The organism is Aquimarina algiphila (genome assembly GCF_007489275.1).
GTDB classification, from domain to species: domain Bacteria; phylum Bacteroidota; class Bacteroidia; order Flavobacteriales; family Flavobacteriaceae; genus Aquimarina; species Aquimarina algiphila.
Map to the genome: position 1 here is coordinate 54494 of NZ_VLNR01000008.1, position 21781 is coordinate 76274.

The window sequence follows — 21781 nt, forward strand, 5'->3', positions numbered from 1 at the left end:
ATTGTTATGAAAATGAGATTGCTATTCATACTTCTATTCAGTTTAACGTTATATGGTAATGCCCAATCAAAAATAATATTCTCTAGAAGCCTAGGAGGACTTAATACTGAAGAAACACCAGGGATAATGATATATGATACAGAAACAAAGAGTACAAAATTATTATTAAAAGGAACGGTACCAAGGAGAGGAGAATATAATGCTGTAACTTCATTAGATGGTTCCAAAATAATTTTTAATACCTATCGCTTTAGCGGTTGGAAACTAGGAATTGCGGATTTTAAAAATGGAAAAATTCATAATGTAAAAAAATTAACGAATCGTTCTAACTACGAATACAATGCAATGTTTTCTCCTGATGGGTTACACATTGTTTACCACGAATACAATTGGAATACTCGTAATGCAGACTTGTTTATAGCCGATATCAACGGTAAAAATGTAAAGCAATTAACAAAGGCTTTGGGGAGTCATCGTACTCCTGATTGGAGCAAAGACAGCAAACAAATTGTGTTTGCCTCCAGAAGAGATCAATATTACAATATTTACAGTAAAGGTAGTGATGGCATGCATCTTAAAAGGTTAACTGATGACACTTCGCATCATTTTGCTTCTTCAACTTCTAGAAAAGAAGATAGAATTGCATTTTTATCAAATAGGAAAGGACAAATTCATTTATATGTGATGGACTTACAAGGTAAGAATATGATGAATTTGACTCCGAAATTAAAAACAGATGATTTTAAAACAAAAGAGTGTTGGGCTTATAAAACAAGTTGGTCGGCAGATGGTAAACAGATTGTTTTTAATATCATGTTAGAAGGTAATTTAGAACTTTTTATTATTAATAGCGATGGATCAGGTTTAGAACAGATAACTCATAATAATGATACCGATATGACACCATATTGGATGAATTAAAATACTATGAAACAGCTTGTTTTAGGATGCTTATGTATACTATCATTTTATAATTCACAATTTGAGAATCATACGTCGGAAGATAAGATTTTTTGTGTAGACAAAATATCCGTATCATCAAAAATCCTTTTTTCTAAAAAAGACAAAAGCTATAGCGGTTGGTCAATATATATGATGAATCCTGATGGTTCAGATAAAAAAGTGTTAATCCCTTTTAAGTCTGGAATGGGAGAGTATAATGCCGAGATATCTCCAAATGGTAAAACCATCCTTTTCAATACATATCGTTATGGAGGTTGGAAACTAGCAACTCATAATATAGAAAATAATACGACAAAAAGAATTTCACCTAATTCTAATTATTACACTAATGGTGTGTATTCTCCAAATGGAGAAATGATTGCATATGAAAAAAATGTTCAAAGAAGTACTCATATTTTTATAGCTGATAAACATGGAAATAATGAAAAAATGCTTACTGGAACAATGGGGAATGAAAACAGAATACCCAGTTGGTCATCTGATGGGGAATCAATAGTATTTTATAGTGAAAAGAATAGGGTAAACGATATTTACCAAGTTACTATAAAAGATAATCAGATAACAAACCTGACTAATAATCTTTCTGGTAATGATTTTGCTCCTGCTGTATCTCCTGACGGAAAAAAAATTGCATTTTTCTCAGATAGGAATGGCTATCTGGATCTTTATGTAATGGATAGCACAGGCGCAAATCAAAAGAACATAACAGCTAACCTTCAAAATAAAAACAATACCTATAATTATTATAAAGATTCTAATCTATATTGGATAGTAAAAACATCTTGGTCACCCGATGGACAAGAACTGGTTTTTTCTAATATTACAAATGATAATTTTGATGTATTCACCATTGCAAAAAACGGATCGAATTTAAAACAAATAACAGAAACACCAGAATCCGAGTATACACCTGTTTGGGGAGCAATCCAATTGGATAAATAGTATGTGTAAAAAACGATTAAAAGTCTATTAAGAGTTTACTTTACTTTTTATTAAAACGCAATTGGGTTTTTGATTTTAATACAGTATAAGCTAGAAGTTTTTTTTAGAAAGTATCAAAGAATTCTGTGGTATGAGTACTTTTTTGGATCTAGAACTAGGAATAAAACATAGTATTGTAACTGTTGAAGATTGTTGCAAGGATAATGCTTATAACTTCTTTAATTAGCCTTATCTTAGTACTAAGAATACCCACAAAATAGTGTACTGTCAAAATGAAAAAATACCCCTCATATTGCTGTAGTATAATTTTTCTATGGATTACAATCACCATGTACTCTCAAGAAAAGGATACGTTACTGCTTCGTCTACAGCAAGAAGTTGAGTATGCAGATAAAGATGTCGAGAAAATCGATGCTCTATTATTGTTAGGGAATTATCAAATTAGCAGAGATTTTAGTAAAGCAGAACGTTACTTGTTAGAAGCTTTAGAACTTATAAAAAAGAATCCCGAACATAAACAATTACAACATTATGCAACTGTATATGAAGCTTTAGGGATAGTGCATAAACGAAAAGGTAATTATCCAGAAGCTGTTGACTCCTATCTAAAATCCAAAACATTTTATGAAAAGCTAAACGACTCTTCTAATATTGCAGATATATATCATAATATGGCTATGGTATATAGGGATCAAAAAGATTATAAAAAAGCAATAGATTATTTTAAAAGAACCATTATAATAAAAGACTTGCTCCAAGAAGACTTAGGTGTCGCTATTGGTTATAATATGCTAGGAGTAGCGTATCGACAAGCTAAACAAATGGATTCTGCATTTTACTGTTACCAGGTAGCGAAGAAAAGTTTTAATATATTAAAAGATAAAGAAAATATATATAGAGTAAACTCTAATCTGGCAGCATGGTATCATACTAAAAAAGATTATGAAAAAGCAATACGTATCTACCTTGAGAATTTGGCATATGATATTAAAACCAATCAGAAACTTTCTCAACAAAGGGCGAATTATAATATTGCAGGAAGTTATATGCAACTTAAAGAGTATGAAACAGCATTGACCTATGTCAATGAAGCATTAATAATAGCCAAGGAGCAAGACGCCAAATCCAGGATTTCAAAATCATATTTAAGAAGGAGTTTTCTCAAGAAAAAGTTAAAGGATTATGAAAAAGCTTTAGAAGATTATCGAATGTATAAGAAGTACTCTGATTCTGTATTTAATATTGAAAATGTCAAAAAAATACAAGCCTTAGAGTTAACTCATAAATTTAATCAGGAAAAATTAGCCGATAGCTTGCAGTTTTCTAAAGAAAAAAGAGAATTCGAATTAATTACTGAAGCTGAAAGCTCTAAAAAACAGATGTACTTCATACTGTTAATGATCACCTTATTCGCGGCAATAATAATAGGATATCTGATTAGGAGGATTTATAAGAATAGAGCAGTTATAATTTCTATAGAATTAGAAAAGAATAAGCAAGAATTGGCAGATTTTACAAAACAACTCATCGAAAAAAGTAATGCTCAAGAAGCCTTGCGTAATGAGTTAGAAGAACTAAAATCAGAATTTGGAGAAAAACAATCTATTAAAAACCTTCAGGAATTAACTACTACCAGGATACTTACTAAAGAGGATTGGTATATCTTTAGAAAAAAATTTATCACGGTATATCCCAATTTTTTTAGCACTATAAAAGATAAGGGTTATGAACTTACTAAATCCGAAGAACGCTTGGTGGCTATGGAAAAACTAGGACTAGATACAAACCAGATAGCCAATATGCTTGCAATTTCTGAAGATAGCGTAATGATGAGTCGTTATCGTTTGCGTAAAAAGATTAATGCACCCAAAGGAGCACCTATCCTCGAGTATCTTAAAGCTTCATAATTTTGAATATTTAAAAAGATAGTCTAAACACAGCATTTGGTGTAAAACCTAGAGAAAATCGTTGAATTACTTGTTCTAAGATTAATTCTAGTTCTTCGGGAGTAGATCCGGTGGTACCTTCTACAGGAATTCCACCATCGTCTAAAGGCTTTCGTTCTGCTTTATATATCAAATTTAAAGGTTTTACCCTGTTATAAATATTCAAGAATGATAACCCTAATTGTCCTTTTAATGTTTTATTACCTGATTTAATATTTAGATCATATAATATAGAGGCATCTAACCTATGAAAATCTGGTAATTTGGCACTATTTACAGAACCAAAATTAACTACACCGGCATTTTCGCCATCAGCATCAATTTTAATTTCGTAACTATTTACAGGAGTAATAGGTTTTCCGGTTCTAAATTGCCATCCTAGTGAGAATTGCCATTTTTTGAGTTGCAATGTATTAGAAATTCTAAAGGAATGAGTTATGTCATTATTTCCGGGGAACTTAAAAGGGGTATCCTGTAAATTAGGGAATTGAAATGTAATATTATTATAAGTGTACCCTGCCCATATTTTATAATTATCCCATCTATATTTTACCAAAAGATCTAAACCTTGTATTGTGCTTTTTCCTTCTTCTAAATTTTCTAAGGGGTTACTAAATCCGTTAGTAAACGTCGTTAATCCATCTAATTCTTTATAATATGCATCAACATCAATATTTAAATTTTTATAATGATATAATATACCTCCAGAAATTTGATTACTACTTAACAAAGGAAATTGTTCATCATCTGATAAACGCCATAATTCATTTTCTAAACGCAATTCTGTGTGATTAAATTCTACCAATTGAGAAACGGGCTGATTTCTTCTTTCAATAGCTGTTTTAATTCTAAAACGATTGTTTAAAGGATATTCAAGGTTGATACGAGGCTCGATTAAAAAATCGTCTAAAGAACTATAATGTACGAGTCGAATACCGGTATTTATAAATCCATTATTTTTAAAATTGAAGGTATATTCCCCAAATACAGCATTTTTAAGATTATCATCATCTTGTTCTGAGCTTTCTATTTCGGCATCAATAGGGTTTTCTTTACTGATAATCACATTTAAATCGGTATATGAAAGTTCATATCCTAGCGTGAGTTTTTGTGTTTCTTTAATGCTAGAAGTAGAAGTAAATTTCATACCTAGATCTGTAATGTCATTTTTACGAATATTAACCTCTGCCAGGTCCAAAATACCATCACCAGTTTCATCTTTTATTTCATCGTTTTGATAAAAAGAATTGTATTCAGAAAAATATGCAGTAAGTTTTTCTTGTTGTTTTTCATTGGTTTTATGTTTCCAGTTTACACTTAACCCTTTGTTTTGTGTAATTAATGAATCTACAACAAGTTCTTCTCCTCCTGTAAAGTCAAAGTCCAAACGGTTTCTTGTGTACAACCCACTAACAGAGATGCTATTTTTGACATTAGGTTTTAGAATAAGTTTTGCATTAACATCGGCAAAAGAAAAATCATTATTACTTGTTTCAGGGTTAAAATCATCATCTGTTTCAAGTTCTAATACATTACCGTTACTATCTCTGGCTATTCCAAAGTTTGTAAATATTTTATCTTCATAACTTTGATATGTAGGAGTTTCTACAATATCAGAATATGACCTTCTTGCAAAGGCATATACAGCAGTTTTTTGGGATAAAGGAACTTTTACAAATCCATTTACCGACAAACCATCAATTTCAAATCCGCCTTCTGTTTTTTCAGGAATTAGTTCCCCGCTGGAAATATCGATAATTCCAGAAATACGATCACCATAACTAGCACTTGTGCCAGACCTGAAAATGGTTGCTTTTTTTGTAGCAAAAGGGTTAAATAAAGAAAACATTCCATAGAAATAACCTGTATTATACAATTTGATATCATCGTACAATATCAAATTTTGATCGGGTGATCCTCCACGAATCTGTATACCCGTTGCAGATTCATCTAAGGTTGAAATACCAGGGATTAATTGAATACTTTGTGCTATATCGGGGCTTACCAATCCCGGTAAAATTCCTAATTTTTCAGAATCAAGGGCTATCGATCCATCTTTGTTTCTGTCAATCCCAGAGGTAACATATCCTAATACAACGACTTCATCAAGTACCGAGGATAAAAGATTTAATTCAATTGATGTACAAGGTTCTCCAATAGAGAGAGTAATGTTTTTTTCATCATATCCAATAAAACTGATACGTATATTTCCTGTAGTCGAACTAATATCTTTAAAATTAAAATATCCATTATCATCACTAACAATGGATTGATCATTATCAATGGTAACTGTAGCAAACGGAATTGGCTTTTTTGTAGTGGCATCAATAATATAACCACAGATGATTCTTTTTTGGGTAATAATTACCTGTTGAGAAGATACTTTTTCAAAAATAAGTCCTGTCTGCGTTTCCAAAAGAGGAAGTAAATTGTCAATAGTAATTTCTTGTTGAGGTAAGGTGATAGACTTAGAAGCTATTACTTCTTGGGCATAAGAAAAAAGTATAGTTGTTTTTGATTCTACATCAGTCAATACCTCTTTCAGAGAACTGTTGGTATAAGAGATAGTCAATTTTTCCTGAGTATAGCACACCATAGAAACAAGGAATGTGAATACAAATAATAGTCGTTGGTTCATCAAAATTAATTGTGCAATTATTGTAAAGATACAACAGTTTTATCTTCAGAAAGTGTATACAAAATGCCCATTGGAGCGAGTGTAGATTTTAATGCTTTTTCTAAATCGTTATGTAAAAAACTTCCCGTAAATAACCTAGATAGATCAGCATTATTAACCTGAAAAGTAATATTGTATTGAATGCGTATTTCATCCAGAACTTCATGTAAAGGAGCTCCTTTGAATATACTGATACCATTCATCCAGTTGGGTATGTTTTCCTTGGTTTTTTGATCTACGAGCTTATCATCTGAAATAATAATTCGATCATCTTTTTTCAGAATACGATGTTCTTCTGTAACTAGCTTATCAAAGCGAACCACACCTTCATAACAATTTAATTCAAAGGATTTAGATCGTGCTCTAATATTAAATTTGGTTCCTAGAACAGATATAGTTCCATAAGTAGTTTCTACTGCAAAACCTTCTCCTTTTTCTACTTCAAAATAGGCCTCTCCTTTTAGGCTGACATTGCGATTATTTAACCAAAAAAAACGTTTGTGCGTTACTTCAGAATCTGCATTGAGTTGTATAGTAGAACCATCAGGTAAAGTAACAGCTAGTTGTTCTCCGTAGGAAGTTGTATAGCTTTTGGTAGATTTAAATAATCCAAATACTCCCAGAATAATCACAATAGAAGCCGCAACGGCATACCAGGTAGTATATGTTGGTTTGGTTTTCTTCCCAAAAGTAATTTTTTCTTTTGTTTTTATTAGCGACTGTCTATGGTCAACAGGCGGAGCCTTAAAGTTTTGAGATATTTCATTAATACGATGAAATCCCTGGTATGCTTCTGATTTTTTGAACTCAGATAATTCTTCTTCGCTCAACTCACCAGCTACCCAACGCGCTATAAATGTTTCATCTGATTCGTATTTTTCCATAATAGTAAGAAAGCCTAAAACTTTCGGTGATTATAAGATTATCTTTATTAAGAGTTGATCGAATTGAACTTCTCTATATAATTATAATACAGGTAACTATAAGATTACCCTATTTTTTTTAAATATTTAAGTCGTTACCGAGTAATTTTCTAATAGTTATAAAGGCATTACTCATCCTTCTTTCTACGGCTTTTACAGAGATGTCGGTGATTTCAGCAATTTCTTTATAGGTTTTTTTATCAATTCGGCTTAATAAAAAGACTTCTCTTTCTTTGGAGGATAATTTAGCAATGCAACGTTCTAATTTATCTTTAAACTCTTCTGTCTCCATTATAAAATCCGGACTTTCGTTGTTTTTATCATCTCTTGGTATAGCCTCATAACGTAATACCACTTTTTTATGTGCGAATTCATTTAAGAGTGCATTATTACATATGGTAAAAATTAAGGATTTTGCAGTTTCAAATATGATATCAGCACATTGTTTCCACAATTTTACAAAAGCATCCTGCACGATATCTTCTGCCTGTTGCAAGTCACCACATTTATAATATAGGTAGTTTCTCGCCGATTCAAAATGAGTATTGAACAGGGAGTCAAAATTCTTTTCCTCACAAACAGATTGCTTTTTTTCGGGCATGGGGTTTTAAAGTTAATAGGATATTCAAAACTATTAAAAAAAAGCGGAAAACCTAGACAATTCCTAATACAAACAGTTTCTTAAGAATGAATAAATAACTGTTTTACAGGGTTTTGTGTTTTTTTGTAGGGGTGTTTGTAGGGGTGTTTTTTTCTTTAAAAGTATAAAGCCCGACATATTTTTTGCGTCTCCCAAACTTCAAATCTTTTAACCTATGATTATGTTTACCTATTTCATCGACCTCTTTCCTGAGTATTTTAAATATCATCTTTTTTAGAAGATTATAGATTACAATATCATTTTATCTCTATTTATAAAAAATAAAAATAGGGTATCTCCAAACTTGGCTGTATTACATAAAAGACGATCAAAACAAATTAAATTTTTAAACCCCTTATTTATGAAAAAACTACTACTATTGTTATTAGCATCTTTCTGTTTTGCTTATAACCTACAAGCACAATGTGGGCCTGGACAGGATACCACTCCACCTGTAATTGACAGTGCAGGAGATGGAACCCTTGCTCACCCTTTTCGAAATTTATTACAAGCTACTGTAGGAAGTGTTCCTAGCGGGACTTACTACTTTAATTTTAACGGCAGCACTTTCCAAGGAGTATTAGATAATGATACCGATGGTGGTGGCTGGTTAATGATTTTGAATTATGTACATATAGCTGGTGATAATTCTAACCTAACAGTACGAAACAACGATTTACCTTTATTAGGATCTTCTACCCTAGGCGATAATGAAGCTGGAACCACTAATTGGGGACATATAGGTAATGCTTTGGCAGCTGCTATTGATTTTGAAGAAATGCGACTTTATGGAGTAACCACGGGACATAATCGTGTAATCAACTTTAAGACAAGCTTTCAAGGAGTATTAAATTGTGTAAAAACAGGAACAGGTTCTTTTGATCGAATTAATGAAGTATCAAATCACACGGTATTATCAAACCATTCTGCTAATATTCCGGCTCAAGCTTATAATGAATGGGTAGATCAAGGAGATCTCGCACTAACCAATTTCCCGTTTTGGACTGCAGGGAATTATCATTGGGGAATTCGTGGAGGAGGTTCTCGTTGGGAAGTAGATGATTTTGCTAATAATACACAAAGTACTATACACCGTGTATGGGTGCGTGGTGACCTTTCGCCAGTGGGTCTGACAACGCTTACAGTGAATTTAGATGCAACAGGTAATGCAACCGTCGCACCAGGAGATTTTGGATTAACCGCTATAGACAATTGTACTACTCCTGGTCTTAGTTTAAGTCAAACTGACTTTGATTGCACAAATGTTGGTAGTAATATCATCCAATTCACTGCCACCGATGATCAAAACAATAACACATCTATTGATGTTACTGTTGTAATCGTTGAGTCTGCACCAGTAATTACCACAGATAATTTTGCACGTGTTAATTTGGATGCTACAGGTAATGGTTCCATTACATTGGCAGACCTTAATGCTAGTGCAACCGATGATTGTGGATTACAAAGTATTACACTAGACCAAACAGATTTTGATTGTACTAATGCGTCTCGTACAGTAACGGTAACACTAACAGCTACAGATGTTAATGGAAACGTAAGTACCAGTCAGGTAAGTGTAGCTGTTCAAGATCAAATAGACCCTATAGTACAATGCGTAGCTCCAATTACTTTAGAATTAGATGCAACTGGTAGTGCTACCATTAGAGAAAACGATTTAGTGTTGAGTGCTACAGATAATTGTACAGTCAGAGGTATCAGTTTAAGTAAAAGTTCTTTTACCTGTGCAGATATCGGGGATAATGTAGTAACGGTAAGGGTAAGAGATAATGGTGGAAATTTAGTAAGTTGCTCAACCACAGTTACTGTTACTATTCCATCCTGTCCTTCAGATTTCACTTTAGAAAGTGATCCTACTGCCTGTGGAGCTGTATATAATTATCCTTGTGCCAGTAATATTACCTCTGGACCTGCAAGTGGAACGTTGTTAGCTATTGGAAGCACAACAACCTTTACTTATGATACTTTGGATAATGACGGTAATACGGTGCAATGTAGTTATGATGTTAGTGTGGTTGACACCAGAGCCCCATTGTTTAATACTAAAGACACGACACTTGCACTAGGAAATTTTGAAGATACGGTTACCGTTACTCCACAAGACATTATAGGTGCAGACCCAATAGCTCGCGACTATACCGTAGAAACTTCGGGCACATTTGATCGTGTAGATATTAGTACTTCAGGAACCGAAGTAACGCTGAGTGATGACGAAGTATCTGAAGCATTACCTCTAGGATTTGAGTTTGGTTTTTATGGAAATTTATACACAGAGTTTTATGTCTCATCAAATGGGTTTATCACTTTTTCTGATGAAGGAGAAGATGGATGTTGTGGTTGGGATCCTCTTCCAGATGCTTCTACACCAAGTAATCTCATTGCTTTCGACATGACTGATCTTAATCCACTAGAAGGTGGAACCATAAGATACACTACCATAGGAACAGCTCCTAATCGAATAGTTATTATAGATTTTGATGCTGTACATTATTATGATACCACACCAGATGCAACGACCACCCAAATAAAGTTATTTGAAGGTACTAATCGTATCGAAATACATGCCACTAGTACTTTTGATTCGGATAATGATAAAATACAAGGAATAGAAAATATTGATGGTACGGCAGCAGTTGTGGTTCCTGGACGTAATGCTAGCGTTTGGACAACAAACAACGATTATGTGGCTTTTGTGCCGACTAATGGTGCCTTTGATAACTGTGGAATCGATACCATGGTAATTTCTCCTAATACCTTTAATGTCAGAAATATTGGAGACAACATCGTAACACTTAGTATTACTGATATTAATGGTAATGTATCTGAACAAACCGCTACAGTAAACATAACTGGAGATTGTTTTATAGATAATTTAACCGATACTAATTTCCAGATTCAGACGTCTGGTGAGACCTGTGCTGGTAAAAACAATGGTATTCTAAGTATCGACGCAATAGAAAGCCTTAATTACATAGCAACGCTCAATGGCGAAGATTATCCTTTTAACACTACTCTTGTTATACCTGATTTAGTCCCGGGAACCTACCCACTATGTATTGCTATTTCAGGAATTACGGACTGCGAAAAATGTTATGAGTTTGTGATTGAAGAGGCTCCAGTGTTAGAAGGTAAAACAACAATGGATGAGATCAATAATAAAATGTTTGTTGATATCCAATCAGGTACTGCTCCATATACTGTTATTATTAATAATAAAGTAGTAGGTGAATACAATACTAATAGTTTTGTGGTCGATGCTAAAAATGGAGGGATAATAGAAGTATTTTCCAGTAAAGCTGCTTGTCAGGGTAAATTATCAACAACTATTGGCGAATTAGTAAACATTAATGCATATCCTAATCCAACCCGTGATAATGTGACCCTTAGCATACCTAATACCGGTAGTGATACTGTGAGCATTGAAATTCATAATGCATTGGGAATAACCGTATCTTCCGGAATGTATAACGTCACATCCAATAAGGTAGAATTATCGATGCACTCATTACCTGCAGGGATATACTTTGTGAGTATAAAAGGTACATCTAAAACCATAAGAATAAGCAAACAATAGAAAAAAATAATCCCTTTGCCTTTTTTAAGGCAAAGGGTATAAAATCATAAAAAATAAATACCCATGAAATATATATATGTTTTTATTTTAAGTACACTATTATTATTTTCTTGTAGTGTAGAGGAGGATGAAAGTATACTTGTAGAATCTCTACGAGACCTAAGATTAGAGCCAACGATTCCAAGTTTAATATACCCTACCAATGATTTGGTATGTACAAATTTTAACCTTGAGTTTGACTGGAACAGATCTACATCCATTTATAAAAAACCATTAGATTATGTTATTGAAATTACAACCGACAGAGGGTTTGAAAATTTATTGTTTACTACTACGACCTCAGAAACAGAAAGTAACTTTACCTTAGAAAAAGGAACCTATTATTTCTGGAGGGTAAAAGCCAAAGATAATAAAGGAAATGAAAGTTTGTATTCAAGTATTCAAACCTTTATTACAGAACCCGAGGGAAATACAAATATACTTCCTTCAATTTCTTCTTCGAGTACACCCATTACAGGAGCAATAGTAACGGGAAATACGACTACATTAAGCTGGAGTGCTAATGATCATGATGCGGACTCATTAGTATATGATGTATATTTTGGAGAATCCAACCCTCCTCAATTAGTTGCAGAAAATATTGATGTAACAACATTAGATGTTCAGATCGAAGCCAATAAAACCTATTATTGGAGAATTGTTGCCAAAGATGATAAACAAGGAGTAGCTATTGGTCGAGTTTGGAATTTTAGTACTCAATAAAGAATAATGCTTACATAATACTATAGAATCATAAAAATTAACATTGCGAAAGTAAGGGGTCGTAATTGATTTGTTTAAAAACCACTCAGGAAACTGAGTGGTTTTTTCCTTCCATCACTTCCTTGATTTATGTTAACCATTTTTTTAATATAAAGTCAAAGTCTATTCTTAAATAAAGTTTACTCTAGATATATAATAATACTTTAAGAAATTAGGTTAATGTTCAGGTGTGTATAAAGATGATTCCAGCATGCAGTTTTATCGACCAGCAAGATTAGGTAACTCTCTCCCCCTCGCATATAGGTGAGGCTTCAGCACACTACTTTTACCGATCAGCGGCATTAGGTGATCCTCCCCCGCAGATAGGTGACCCTTCTGCGCACTACTTTTATCGACCAGCGGTACAAATTGGGGCTCCAGCGGCGCGCGGACCACTAATAACAAAGCTTATAACATGAAGGTGTTCTCAATAACACATTGCAAAGGGCAAGCTAATCAGTCAGTTCAGCTAATGGTCAAAATAATAATATAGGCTTTTGTAGGGGTGTTTGTAGGGGTTCATTTTTGCTTATACCTGTAAGTCCTAACCTATTTTAGCAATCCCAAAACCCAAATCAATAAAACCTATATAACATGAACTCTTTTAACCGAATTTCTTTCACTTCCAAAAATGCTTACTTAATAGCAATTCAAAAAAATTCAAAAAAAATTCAAATTAAAAATAGGGTATTCTAAAACTTAACTGTAATACCTATAAGCAGCACTATTAAAATTGCTGAAAAGTTTAATAGTAACATTAACTAAGCCCCTAGTACCATGAAAAAAATTACTCCTTTGATATGCGTAACAGTCTTTAATGACTTCTATAGAAAGTTTCTACCTGCTCATGGTAGAGTCTATTTCCAATTCTTATAAGTACAACGAACAAAGTAATTAAATCTTGATCTAGGCAATGTATGTGCAATTCATGCAATTGCTCAGATAATCTTACTGCCATTTTATATAAAAAAATCAATTACTAATAAACCCCCTTATTATGAAACTTCTTTTACCCAAAACTAATTCAAGAATTACAAGAAGCACGCAAAAGCTTCTTTTTATGACCTTTTGTTTTTTGGTTACTACTATTTCTTACGCTCAATTTGACTTTGCATCTGAAACAGAACCAAATAACCTTACTAATGATAGTGGTGTACAAACACTTACTGTTGCAACCACCAATACGACTACTATTTTTAGCGGTGGTACTGCCGTTGATTCTGACGAGGATTATTGGAAAATCGGTAGATCTCCCTTTGTACTAGGTAGTATTGGAATGGCTATTCAATCCAATAGTGGATCGTCGCAGCCACAGATTTGGCTAGAAAAAAGAACCGGAAGCTATGATGGCCCATTAGTCTCTAATACGCTAATACATCCTGGTACTGACCAATCGAACAGACCCATGACATTGAGCTATACCGCAGCAAACGAATACTATTTGGTAAGAGCAGGAGGAAATCTTTCTGGTGGTTATAATTATAGGGCTCATTTCCCTAGGTGCGATATTCCCGGTTTAACAACGGTATTGTCTACGGACCCTACTGAAAATGATTTTACTATAACCGGTGTTGCGGGAAGTACAAATATCTCTTTAATAAAAATAAATACTGTAAATAGTTTTACGGACCCTAGTTCTGGTTATACGTATCCAACTGCTACTACTGCTACTAATGTTGCTTACTCAGGATCGGGAGAACAAACAGTTTATATGGGGAATTCTACTACACCCAATGTTACTATTTCAGGACTAACAGCAAATACAACATATTATGTTAAGGTGTTTAACTATAGTGATTGTGGAGGAAATTTACAATTAAATGCAGGTAACGTATTTACGGTTACTACTTGTGGCGCAACTCCAACAACTGCCACAGCATTAAACCTAGCAGCGAACAATGAAAGCTCTAGTTATGTGAGTTCTATTACCGGAACAACTGGAGCATCTATACGATATGTTGTAAAAGCGAACACAACCAATAGTTTTACCGCGCCTGCAAACGGTACAACATTACCAACTGCAAACGCAGTATATGGTGCAGGACAGCAAGTGGTATATGTAGGTGACTCTGCAACTCCAAATGAGTTAATAACAGGGTTGACTACTGGAACAGAATATTTCTTTAAGGTATATACCGCAGAATTATGCGGTGGAAATTACTATTTTGAATCTACAGGAGTGAACTCATCAATAACACCAGTTTGTTCACCACCAAACAGTAATGCAGGTATTTATCTATATGCAGAACCAACCAATTTACATAACTCTATTGGCGTTGTAAATTTTACCGGAGGTAATAATGCTGATGGTAAGATTATCTATATGAGTGATGAAAATAATTTCACATTACCCACTACGTTACCAGTAGCATCTTTACCCAACGTAAGTACTGATTATTCAGGAAAAACAGGTCAAACAGCTATTTATACTGGCGCAGCTACAGGGTTTAGAGTTACAACTACAGGATTATCTCCAAACACTACCTACTATTATGCGGCAGTCAATTATAAAATATGTAATGGTGTTTATTATTTCTATCCAACCGGTATTTACAGTCAACAAACTACTTGTGGTGTAACTTCAGCATTAGCATCAGGTGCAGTTCTAAATAATATTGACACAAGCTCTATGGAGTTGAATTCTTTTACGGCTCCAACAGCGACAGTAAATGCACCTGACGGATATGTAATTAAAATGAATACTGTAAATAGCTTTTCACCTTTGGCTATTGGCGTAGCTATTCTGACAGGAAATACGGTGTATGCCGGAGGAGAACAAGTTATCTATTCGGGAACTTCGGTTACTCCAAATCTTAATATTACAGGACTATCAGAGGGAACTCAATATTTCTTTACGATTTATGCGTATAAAGATTGTAACGGTACACCAGTATATCAGCAAACAGGATATACCTTTTCGCAGTCTTCTTTAGGGTTGAATTTTACATCGCCTACATTAACATATAATGATCCTGCTACTGCACTAAGTTCGACAACCACTAGTACAGGAGCCATTTCTTATAGTTTAATAAATGATACTACAGGGGCAACTTTGGTTGGAAGTGATTTTACTCCAGGAGCAGTAGGTAGTACAACTTTAAGAGTTTCGGTAGTAGCAGATGGTATTTACCAAGCTATTTCAAAGGACTATAGTTTAACGATCACAAAAGCTACCCCAGTAATCACTTGGAATGCACCAGCAACAATTGGCGAAGGTATACCTATTGATGCTTCTTACTTAAATGCGACAGCCAATGTACCAGGTACTTTTGAATATTATACCTTTTATAATTCTTTTATAAATAGTTTTTCAGGAAGAATTACAGAAGGAGTCACCACCTTACCATACGGCAGTGGTTTCCCTACAACAATTTATACGAGATTCATTCCTAATGATACCAATTATAATGTAGCTGTAGGAAGTACTCTAATCTCTGTAACAAGTTCGGGTAGTAGTCTTAGTGTTGAAATTACACCAAACGATATTATAAAAGCAATAGGAAGTGCAGATCCAACGCTAACTTCTGCAATAACTAGTGGTGCTTTAGCCCTAGGTCATAAAATATGGGCACCTTTCACAAGAGTACCAGGAGAAACGGAAGGGACGTATGTTATTTCTCTAGATCCAACTGCTCAGGCCCCTGCTAGTTTTGATCGTTTAAGTACTTGTCCTCCTGGAGTTTGTATAGTAGCACCAGATCCAGATCCATTTGGTGAAGGAGAAGATATTTCAGTTACTAATAATTATACTATTCAAACAAACACAGGAACCTTTACCATTACTAGTAAAGAACAAGTAACCATTACGTTAGATCGATTTGATTTATATGCAACTATTTATACTGCTAATCCAAGAAGTGCCGTAGATATTTCTAGTGTTGTATTAACTTCTGATGGAAGTCCTGTTTCACCAACAGTAAATTTATTTTATGCAGGAAATGATATATTAGGAAACTCATATGCCCCATCAGCAACGCCGCCAACAAATGCAGGTAATTATACGGTAATAGCATCTGTAGATTCAGCCGATCCTAATTATTTTGGATCTGTAACGGGTAACTTTACTATTAATCAAAGATATATCGCTATTACTCCAGATACGCCGCAAACAAAAGTATATGATGGTAGTCCTAAAACTTTTGAAGCTACCGCAACAGGATTATCCGGAGAAAATATTCCTTTAAGAATATCATATAGAATCGGAGCTTATTTTAGTGAAGCAGCACCTATAGAAATAGGAAGTTATCCGGTATCAGTTTACGCATCCGAAACAGGAAATCATAATGTTTCCTATTCGGCAGGAACCTTAGTTATTACCGATAATTCAGAGGTAACTATAACTCTTGCAAATCTTACGCAACAATTTGATAATACTCAAAAACCTGTTACAGTAAGTAGTATTGAAACGAGTCCAGGAGTAGCTGCAACACCAACGCCTACCATAAACATAACTTATGAAGGAATTAATGGAACTAATTATAATAAGACTACTACACCGCCAAGGAATACTGGAGAGTACAAAGTATTTGCCTATGTAGATACAGCTGATGCCAATTTCTATGGGAGTGCAAGTGCAACATTAACCATCTTTGATAAAGAGTACGTAACCTTTAATTTTGGTTCTGGAAATTTAACCTATAATGGGACACCACAAGGAGTCAATATTGTAAGTATTACAGATAGTAATGATGTTGTTATTACTCCTACTCCAGTCTATACCATCTCGTATGATGGAGAAGATTACGACGGAAACACATATGGGCCAACTACAGTACCACCTACAAATGCTGGAGACTATACTATAACAGTAGCCATAGATGCAGCAGACCCAACGTATCAAGGAAATGATACTTATGACTTTACTATAAATACAAGAGCTATTGAAGTTACTGCCGATGCTAAAAGTAAAGTATACGGAGAAGCAGATCCGGCATTTACATACCAAATTACTAATGGAAGTTTATTAGGTAGTGATGTCTTAGTAGGAAGCGTAGAAAGAGCAATAGGTGAAGATATAGGGACCTATGCTATAAATCAAGGAGCACTAAATAATTCCAATTATAGTATTTCATTTGTAGAAAGTAATTTAGGGATTACGGCTAGACCTATACTACTAGCTGCTGATTTTAAAACTAAAGTGTATGGTGAAACTGATCCAACATTAACACATAGTATCGTAGCAGGTAATGTACTTAATGGAGATATGTTTAGTGGTGAGCTTATTCGTGTTGCGGGAGAAGATGTTGGAAACTATAGAATAAATCAAGGTACACTAACTTTAGGAGTCAATTATACTATAATTTTTAACCCAAGTACTTTAGGAATTACTCAAAGAGTTATTGAAGTTACAGCCGACCCAAAGACCAAAGTTTTTGGAGATCCTGACCCAACTTTCACCTATCAAATTACTGCGGGTGCGCTACAGTTTAGTGATGCATTTGCAGGAAGTTTATCTCGTGTAACAGAAGAAAATGTGGGGACCTATGCTATTGAGCAAGGAACTTTAACGGTCGGTCCTAACTACAATATATCTTATATATCCGATGATCTCACCATCGGTTCAAAAACCATAGAAATTACTGCCGATGCTTTGAATAAGCAATATGGGGATACTGATCCTGCACTTACGTATCAAATTACCTCTGGAACGCTTGTTGGAAGCGATATCTTTACGGGAAGTCTTTCAAGAGTAGATGGAGAAGATGTTGGCGATTATGTCATCAATCAAGGTACATTAGCATTAAATCCCAACTATGCCTTAAGTTATGTGAGTAATAATCTTACTATTGGGGAAAGAGCCGTTGAAATTGCTGCAGATGCTAAAACCAAAGTATTTGGTGATGTAGATCCAGCATTAACATATCAAATCACTTCAGGAAGTTTAGTAGGTAGTGATGCCTTTACAGGAAATTTAATTAGGGTAGCAGGAGAAAATGTAGGAGCCTATGCAATTAACCAAGGAAGCGTAGCTTTAAATGCAAATTATACGTTGACTTATGTAAGCAATAACTTAACTATTAATCAAAGAGCAATTGAAATCACCCCTGATGCCAAGAGCAAAATCTATGGAGATGCAGATCCTGTCTTAACTTATCAAATTACTGCTGGAAACTTAATGGGTAGTGACGCAATTATAGGGATCTTAGAAAGAGCAGCAGGAGAAAATGTAGGAACCTACGCAATTAATCAAGGAACTTTAGGAATAAATCCTAATTATGCAATATCATTGGTTTCAAATGATCTTGAAATAACAACAAGAGCTATAGAGGTTACTGCTGATGGTAAAACCAAAATTTATGGAGATGCAGATCCTGCATTTACATATGCAATTACCTCCGGAAGTTTAGCCGGTAGTGATACCTTTACAGGAGCTCTAGATAGAATAGCTGGACAAGCACAAGGAAATTATGCCATTAACCAGGGAACATTGTCTTTGGGAGCCAATTATGATTTAACTTTTGTACCTGGTAATTTATTTATTAATTATCGTTTTATAAGAGTAATTCCTGTCGCTCCTATTTCAAAAACCTATGGAGATGCAGACCCAGATTTAACCTGGCCATATATTATAACACAAGGGTCTTTAGCTTTTGATGACACCTTAGAAACCTACGGAACATTTAGATCTCCAGGTGAAAATATAGGAAGATATCAGATAAGAGGGTTATCTGCTCGATTTACATCCAACAACGGAGGAGAGTCTTCTTACTCGATAACATTTACTAATGGAGGATCCGTAAGCCTAGACATTACAGCTCGTTCTATAGAGGTAACTGCAGATGCGCAAGCCAAAGTGTACGGAGATACAGATCCAGCATTAAGTTATCAAATTACTAATGGTGCTTTACAGTTTAGTGATGCCTTTACAGGAAGTTTAGCCCGTGTAACTGGAGAAGCTGTAGGAAACTATACTATTACTCAAGGAAGCTTAAGTGCTGGTAGAAATTATACATTGACTTATATTAGTAATGATTTTACAATTGGTCAAAGAGCTGTCGAGATCACGGCAGATGACCTTACCAAAGTTATAGGATCCGCTGATCCGATATTTGGTTATCAAGTAACTTCAGGAGCTTTACAATTCTTTGATGCGGTAACTGGAAATCTTACACGAGTAGCTGGAGAAACCCTTGGGAACTATGGTATTAATCAGGGGACATTAAGTGTTGGGAGTAATTACAACCTGACTTTTGTACCGGGTAACTTAACGATTACTAATTTAATACCACAAGCGATTACTTTTGGTGCGTTATCTGATCGTACTTTTGGAGATGCTGATTTTGCATTAACGGCTACAGGTGGTGCATCAGGAAACCCTGTAACATATGTAAGTTCTAATACAGCAGTAGCTACCATATCTGGAAATATAATAACTATAGTAGGAGCAGGATCTACAACTATTACGGCATCTCAGATGGGTAATAGTACTTATGCAGATGCAATAGATGTTCAACAGATTTTAACTGTGAATAAGGGAGATCAGACAATTACTTTTGCATCTTTAGGTGATGTAAGTGTTGAAGCTTCTGCCTTTAGCTTAAATGCAACGGCAACTTCTGGATTAGGAGTGACCTATACGAGTTCTAATCCAGCGGTGGCAACAGTTACAGGAAATACGATCTCTGTGTTAGGTATAGGAACTACAACGATTACAGCGTCGCAAACCGGAGATGCCAATTGGAATGCAGCGATAGATGTTATGCAAACCTTAACTGTAGTAGAAGCATGTCCAATGGCTAGCCTTCCTGCCGATAATATACAAGTACAAGCTTCTAGCGAAACCTGTACCGATAAAAATAATGGAATTATTACCATAAATGCTGGTCAAGCTCAGAACTATATAGCAACGATAAACAGTCAAACCTATAACTTTACATCTGATCTTACTGTGACAGATTTAGCCCCAGGAACTTATCCTGTATGTGTTGCTATAGCTGGATTTACCAATTGTGAGCAATGTTTTGAATTAGTTATAGAAGAAGCACCGGTATTAAACGGTAAGACGACGATAAACTCGAATGGCAATAGTGCAAAAGAAGTATTTGTTGAGATAGCGACAGGGACAGCTCCCTTTACGGTTAAAGTTAATGATGCTATTATAGGAGAATATAATGCTAAGCGCTTTATGATAGAGGCTCAAAGTGGAGATACTGTTGAGGTTTCTTCTAGTCGGGAGTGTGAAGGTAAATTATCCAAAACTATTGATGCATTTGCAGATGTTACTGCATATCCTAATCCTACCAGAGCAGGTGTAACACTTACGCTTCCTAACACAGGTAGTGATGCAATAACGGTAGAGATTTATAATGCGTTAGGAGTAAACGTATCGGCAAGAAGATACCCTGTTACAGGTAGTAAAGTAATATTGCCAATGGAAAATTTACCAGCAGGGATATATTTTGTAACCCTTAAGGGAGGGACTACAAAAACATTTAAAATCATAAAAGAATAAGTAGAATAGAATACGCTCTCCTGTTAAAAAAAATAGGAGAGCATTATTATTTAAAAATAAATACAATGAGAAAAATATATATTATACTACTCAGTTTATGTGTACTACTATCATGTAGCCGTGAAGAATTTGTAGATGAAGCTCCAAAACCTGAGCCTGTAAATGAAACTCCTACCATACCAAATTTAATCTTTCCAGCTAATAACCAAGTGTGTACTAATTTTAAGCTTGGATTTGATTGGGAAGCCTCATCAGACGCTAATGGAGATGCTATTGCTTATCAAATAGATATTGCTACAAATGATACATTCGAAAACATTTTGTTTTCTATAACTACTTCAGAGACTACCAGGGCATTTAATCTGGAAAAAGGAAACACCTATTACTGGAGAGTAAAAGCCATTGATAGTAAGCAGAGTGAAAGTGAGTATTCTGTGGTTCAGGCATTTTTTACAGAACCCGATGCAGGAGTTAATCATGTTCCTTTTTCACCTTCAGTAATATCTCCTAAACCAGGAGAAGAAGTATCAGGAAATATCATAACATTGGATTGGGATGCTACGGATACTGATGATGATCCATTGTTGTTTGATGTATATTTTGGAACTACAAATCCTCCGGTATTATTAGCTCAGGATATCTCTGTATCCGCATTAGACGTTAATGTATCTCCAAATACAACATATTATTGGAGAGTTGTGGTCAAAGATGATAAACAAGGAGTTGCGATTGGCCGAGTTTGGAGTTTTAGAAGAAATAATATGTAGATATATATAGAATAAATGCAATGCCTAAATAAAAAAGTAGATTATTTAGGCTCATTTGTTAAATTCATATAAGGATGT

The 21781-nt window shown here is 34.6% G+C and carries 10 protein-coding genes; 7 read left to right on the forward strand and 3 right to left on the reverse strand.

Translation table 11 applies throughout. The features are described 5' to 3' along the window. Positions 1–12: 12 nt before the first annotated feature. The 3 genes from FOF46_RS05535 to FOF46_RS05545 all read left to right on the forward strand — a co-directional run bounded on the left by FOF46_RS05535 (position 13) and on the right by FOF46_RS05545 (position 3812). Entirely contained in the window at positions 13–921 is a 909-nt protein-coding gene (locus FOF46_RS05535; RefSeq protein WP_167571752.1) for a TolB family protein, read from the forward strand. A gap of 6 nt (positions 922–927) precedes the next feature. After that, on the forward strand, positions 928–1905 hold the full coding sequence (locus FOF46_RS05540; RefSeq protein WP_143915760.1) for a TolB family protein: 978 nt from the start codon (positions 928–930) through the stop codon (positions 1903–1905). A 272-nt stretch (positions 1906–2177) separates the two neighbouring features. After that, positions 2178–3812 carry a tetratricopeptide repeat protein gene (locus FOF46_RS05545; protein WP_143915761.1) on the forward strand — a complete coding sequence of 545 codons (1635 nt, stop codon included), beginning with the start codon at positions 2178–2180 and terminating at the stop codon, positions 3810–3812. Positions 3813–3822: 10 nt separating this feature from the next. Here FOF46_RS05545 and FOF46_RS05550 read toward each other — a convergent pair whose 3' ends face one another. From FOF46_RS05550 to FOF46_RS05560, 3 genes are all read right to left on the reverse strand, one after another. After that, complete coding sequence (locus FOF46_RS05550; RefSeq protein ID WP_109434002.1) at positions 3823–6489, reverse strand: TonB-dependent receptor; 2667 nt, start codon at positions 6487–6489, stop codon at positions 3823–3825. A gap of 17 nt (positions 6490–6506) precedes the next feature. Beyond that, positions 6507–7412 carry a FecR family protein gene (locus FOF46_RS05555; RefSeq protein ID WP_143915762.1) on the reverse strand — a complete coding sequence of 302 codons (906 nt, stop codon included), beginning with the start codon at positions 7410–7412 and terminating at the stop codon, positions 6507–6509. A 118-nt stretch (positions 7413–7530) separates the two neighbouring features. Next, the gene (locus tag FOF46_RS05560; protein WP_143915763.1) at positions 7531–8052 is read right to left on the reverse strand and encodes an RNA polymerase sigma factor; all 522 of its coding nucleotides are present in this window, start codon (positions 8050–8052) and stop codon (positions 7531–7533) included. Positions 8053–8452: 400 nt separating this feature from the next. Here FOF46_RS05560 and FOF46_RS05565 point away from each other — a divergent pair, with 400 nt between their 5' ends. The 4 genes from FOF46_RS05565 to FOF46_RS05580 all read left to right on the forward strand — a co-directional run bounded on the left by FOF46_RS05565 (position 8453) and on the right by FOF46_RS05580 (position 21703). Continuing rightward, positions 8453–11683 carry a T9SS type A sorting domain-containing protein gene (locus FOF46_RS05565; RefSeq protein ID WP_143915764.1) on the forward strand — a complete coding sequence of 1077 codons (3231 nt, stop codon included), beginning with the start codon at positions 8453–8455 and terminating at the stop codon, positions 11681–11683. A gap of 63 nt (positions 11684–11746) precedes the next feature. Beyond that, entirely contained in the window at positions 11747–12445 is a 699-nt protein-coding gene (locus tag FOF46_RS05570) for a hypothetical protein (protein WP_143915765.1), read from the forward strand. Between the two features lie 1036 nt (positions 12446–13481). Continuing rightward, positions 13482–20936, forward strand: coding sequence for an MBG domain-containing protein (locus tag FOF46_RS05575; RefSeq protein ID WP_143915766.1), 7455 nt, complete (start codon positions 13482–13484; stop codon positions 20934–20936). Positions 20937–21001: 65 nt separating this feature from the next. Beyond that, positions 21002–21703, forward strand: a complete 702-nt coding sequence (locus FOF46_RS05580) for a fibronectin type III domain-containing protein (RefSeq protein WP_143915767.1) — start codon at positions 21002–21004, stop codon at positions 21701–21703. Positions 21704–21781 lie beyond the last annotated feature (78 nt).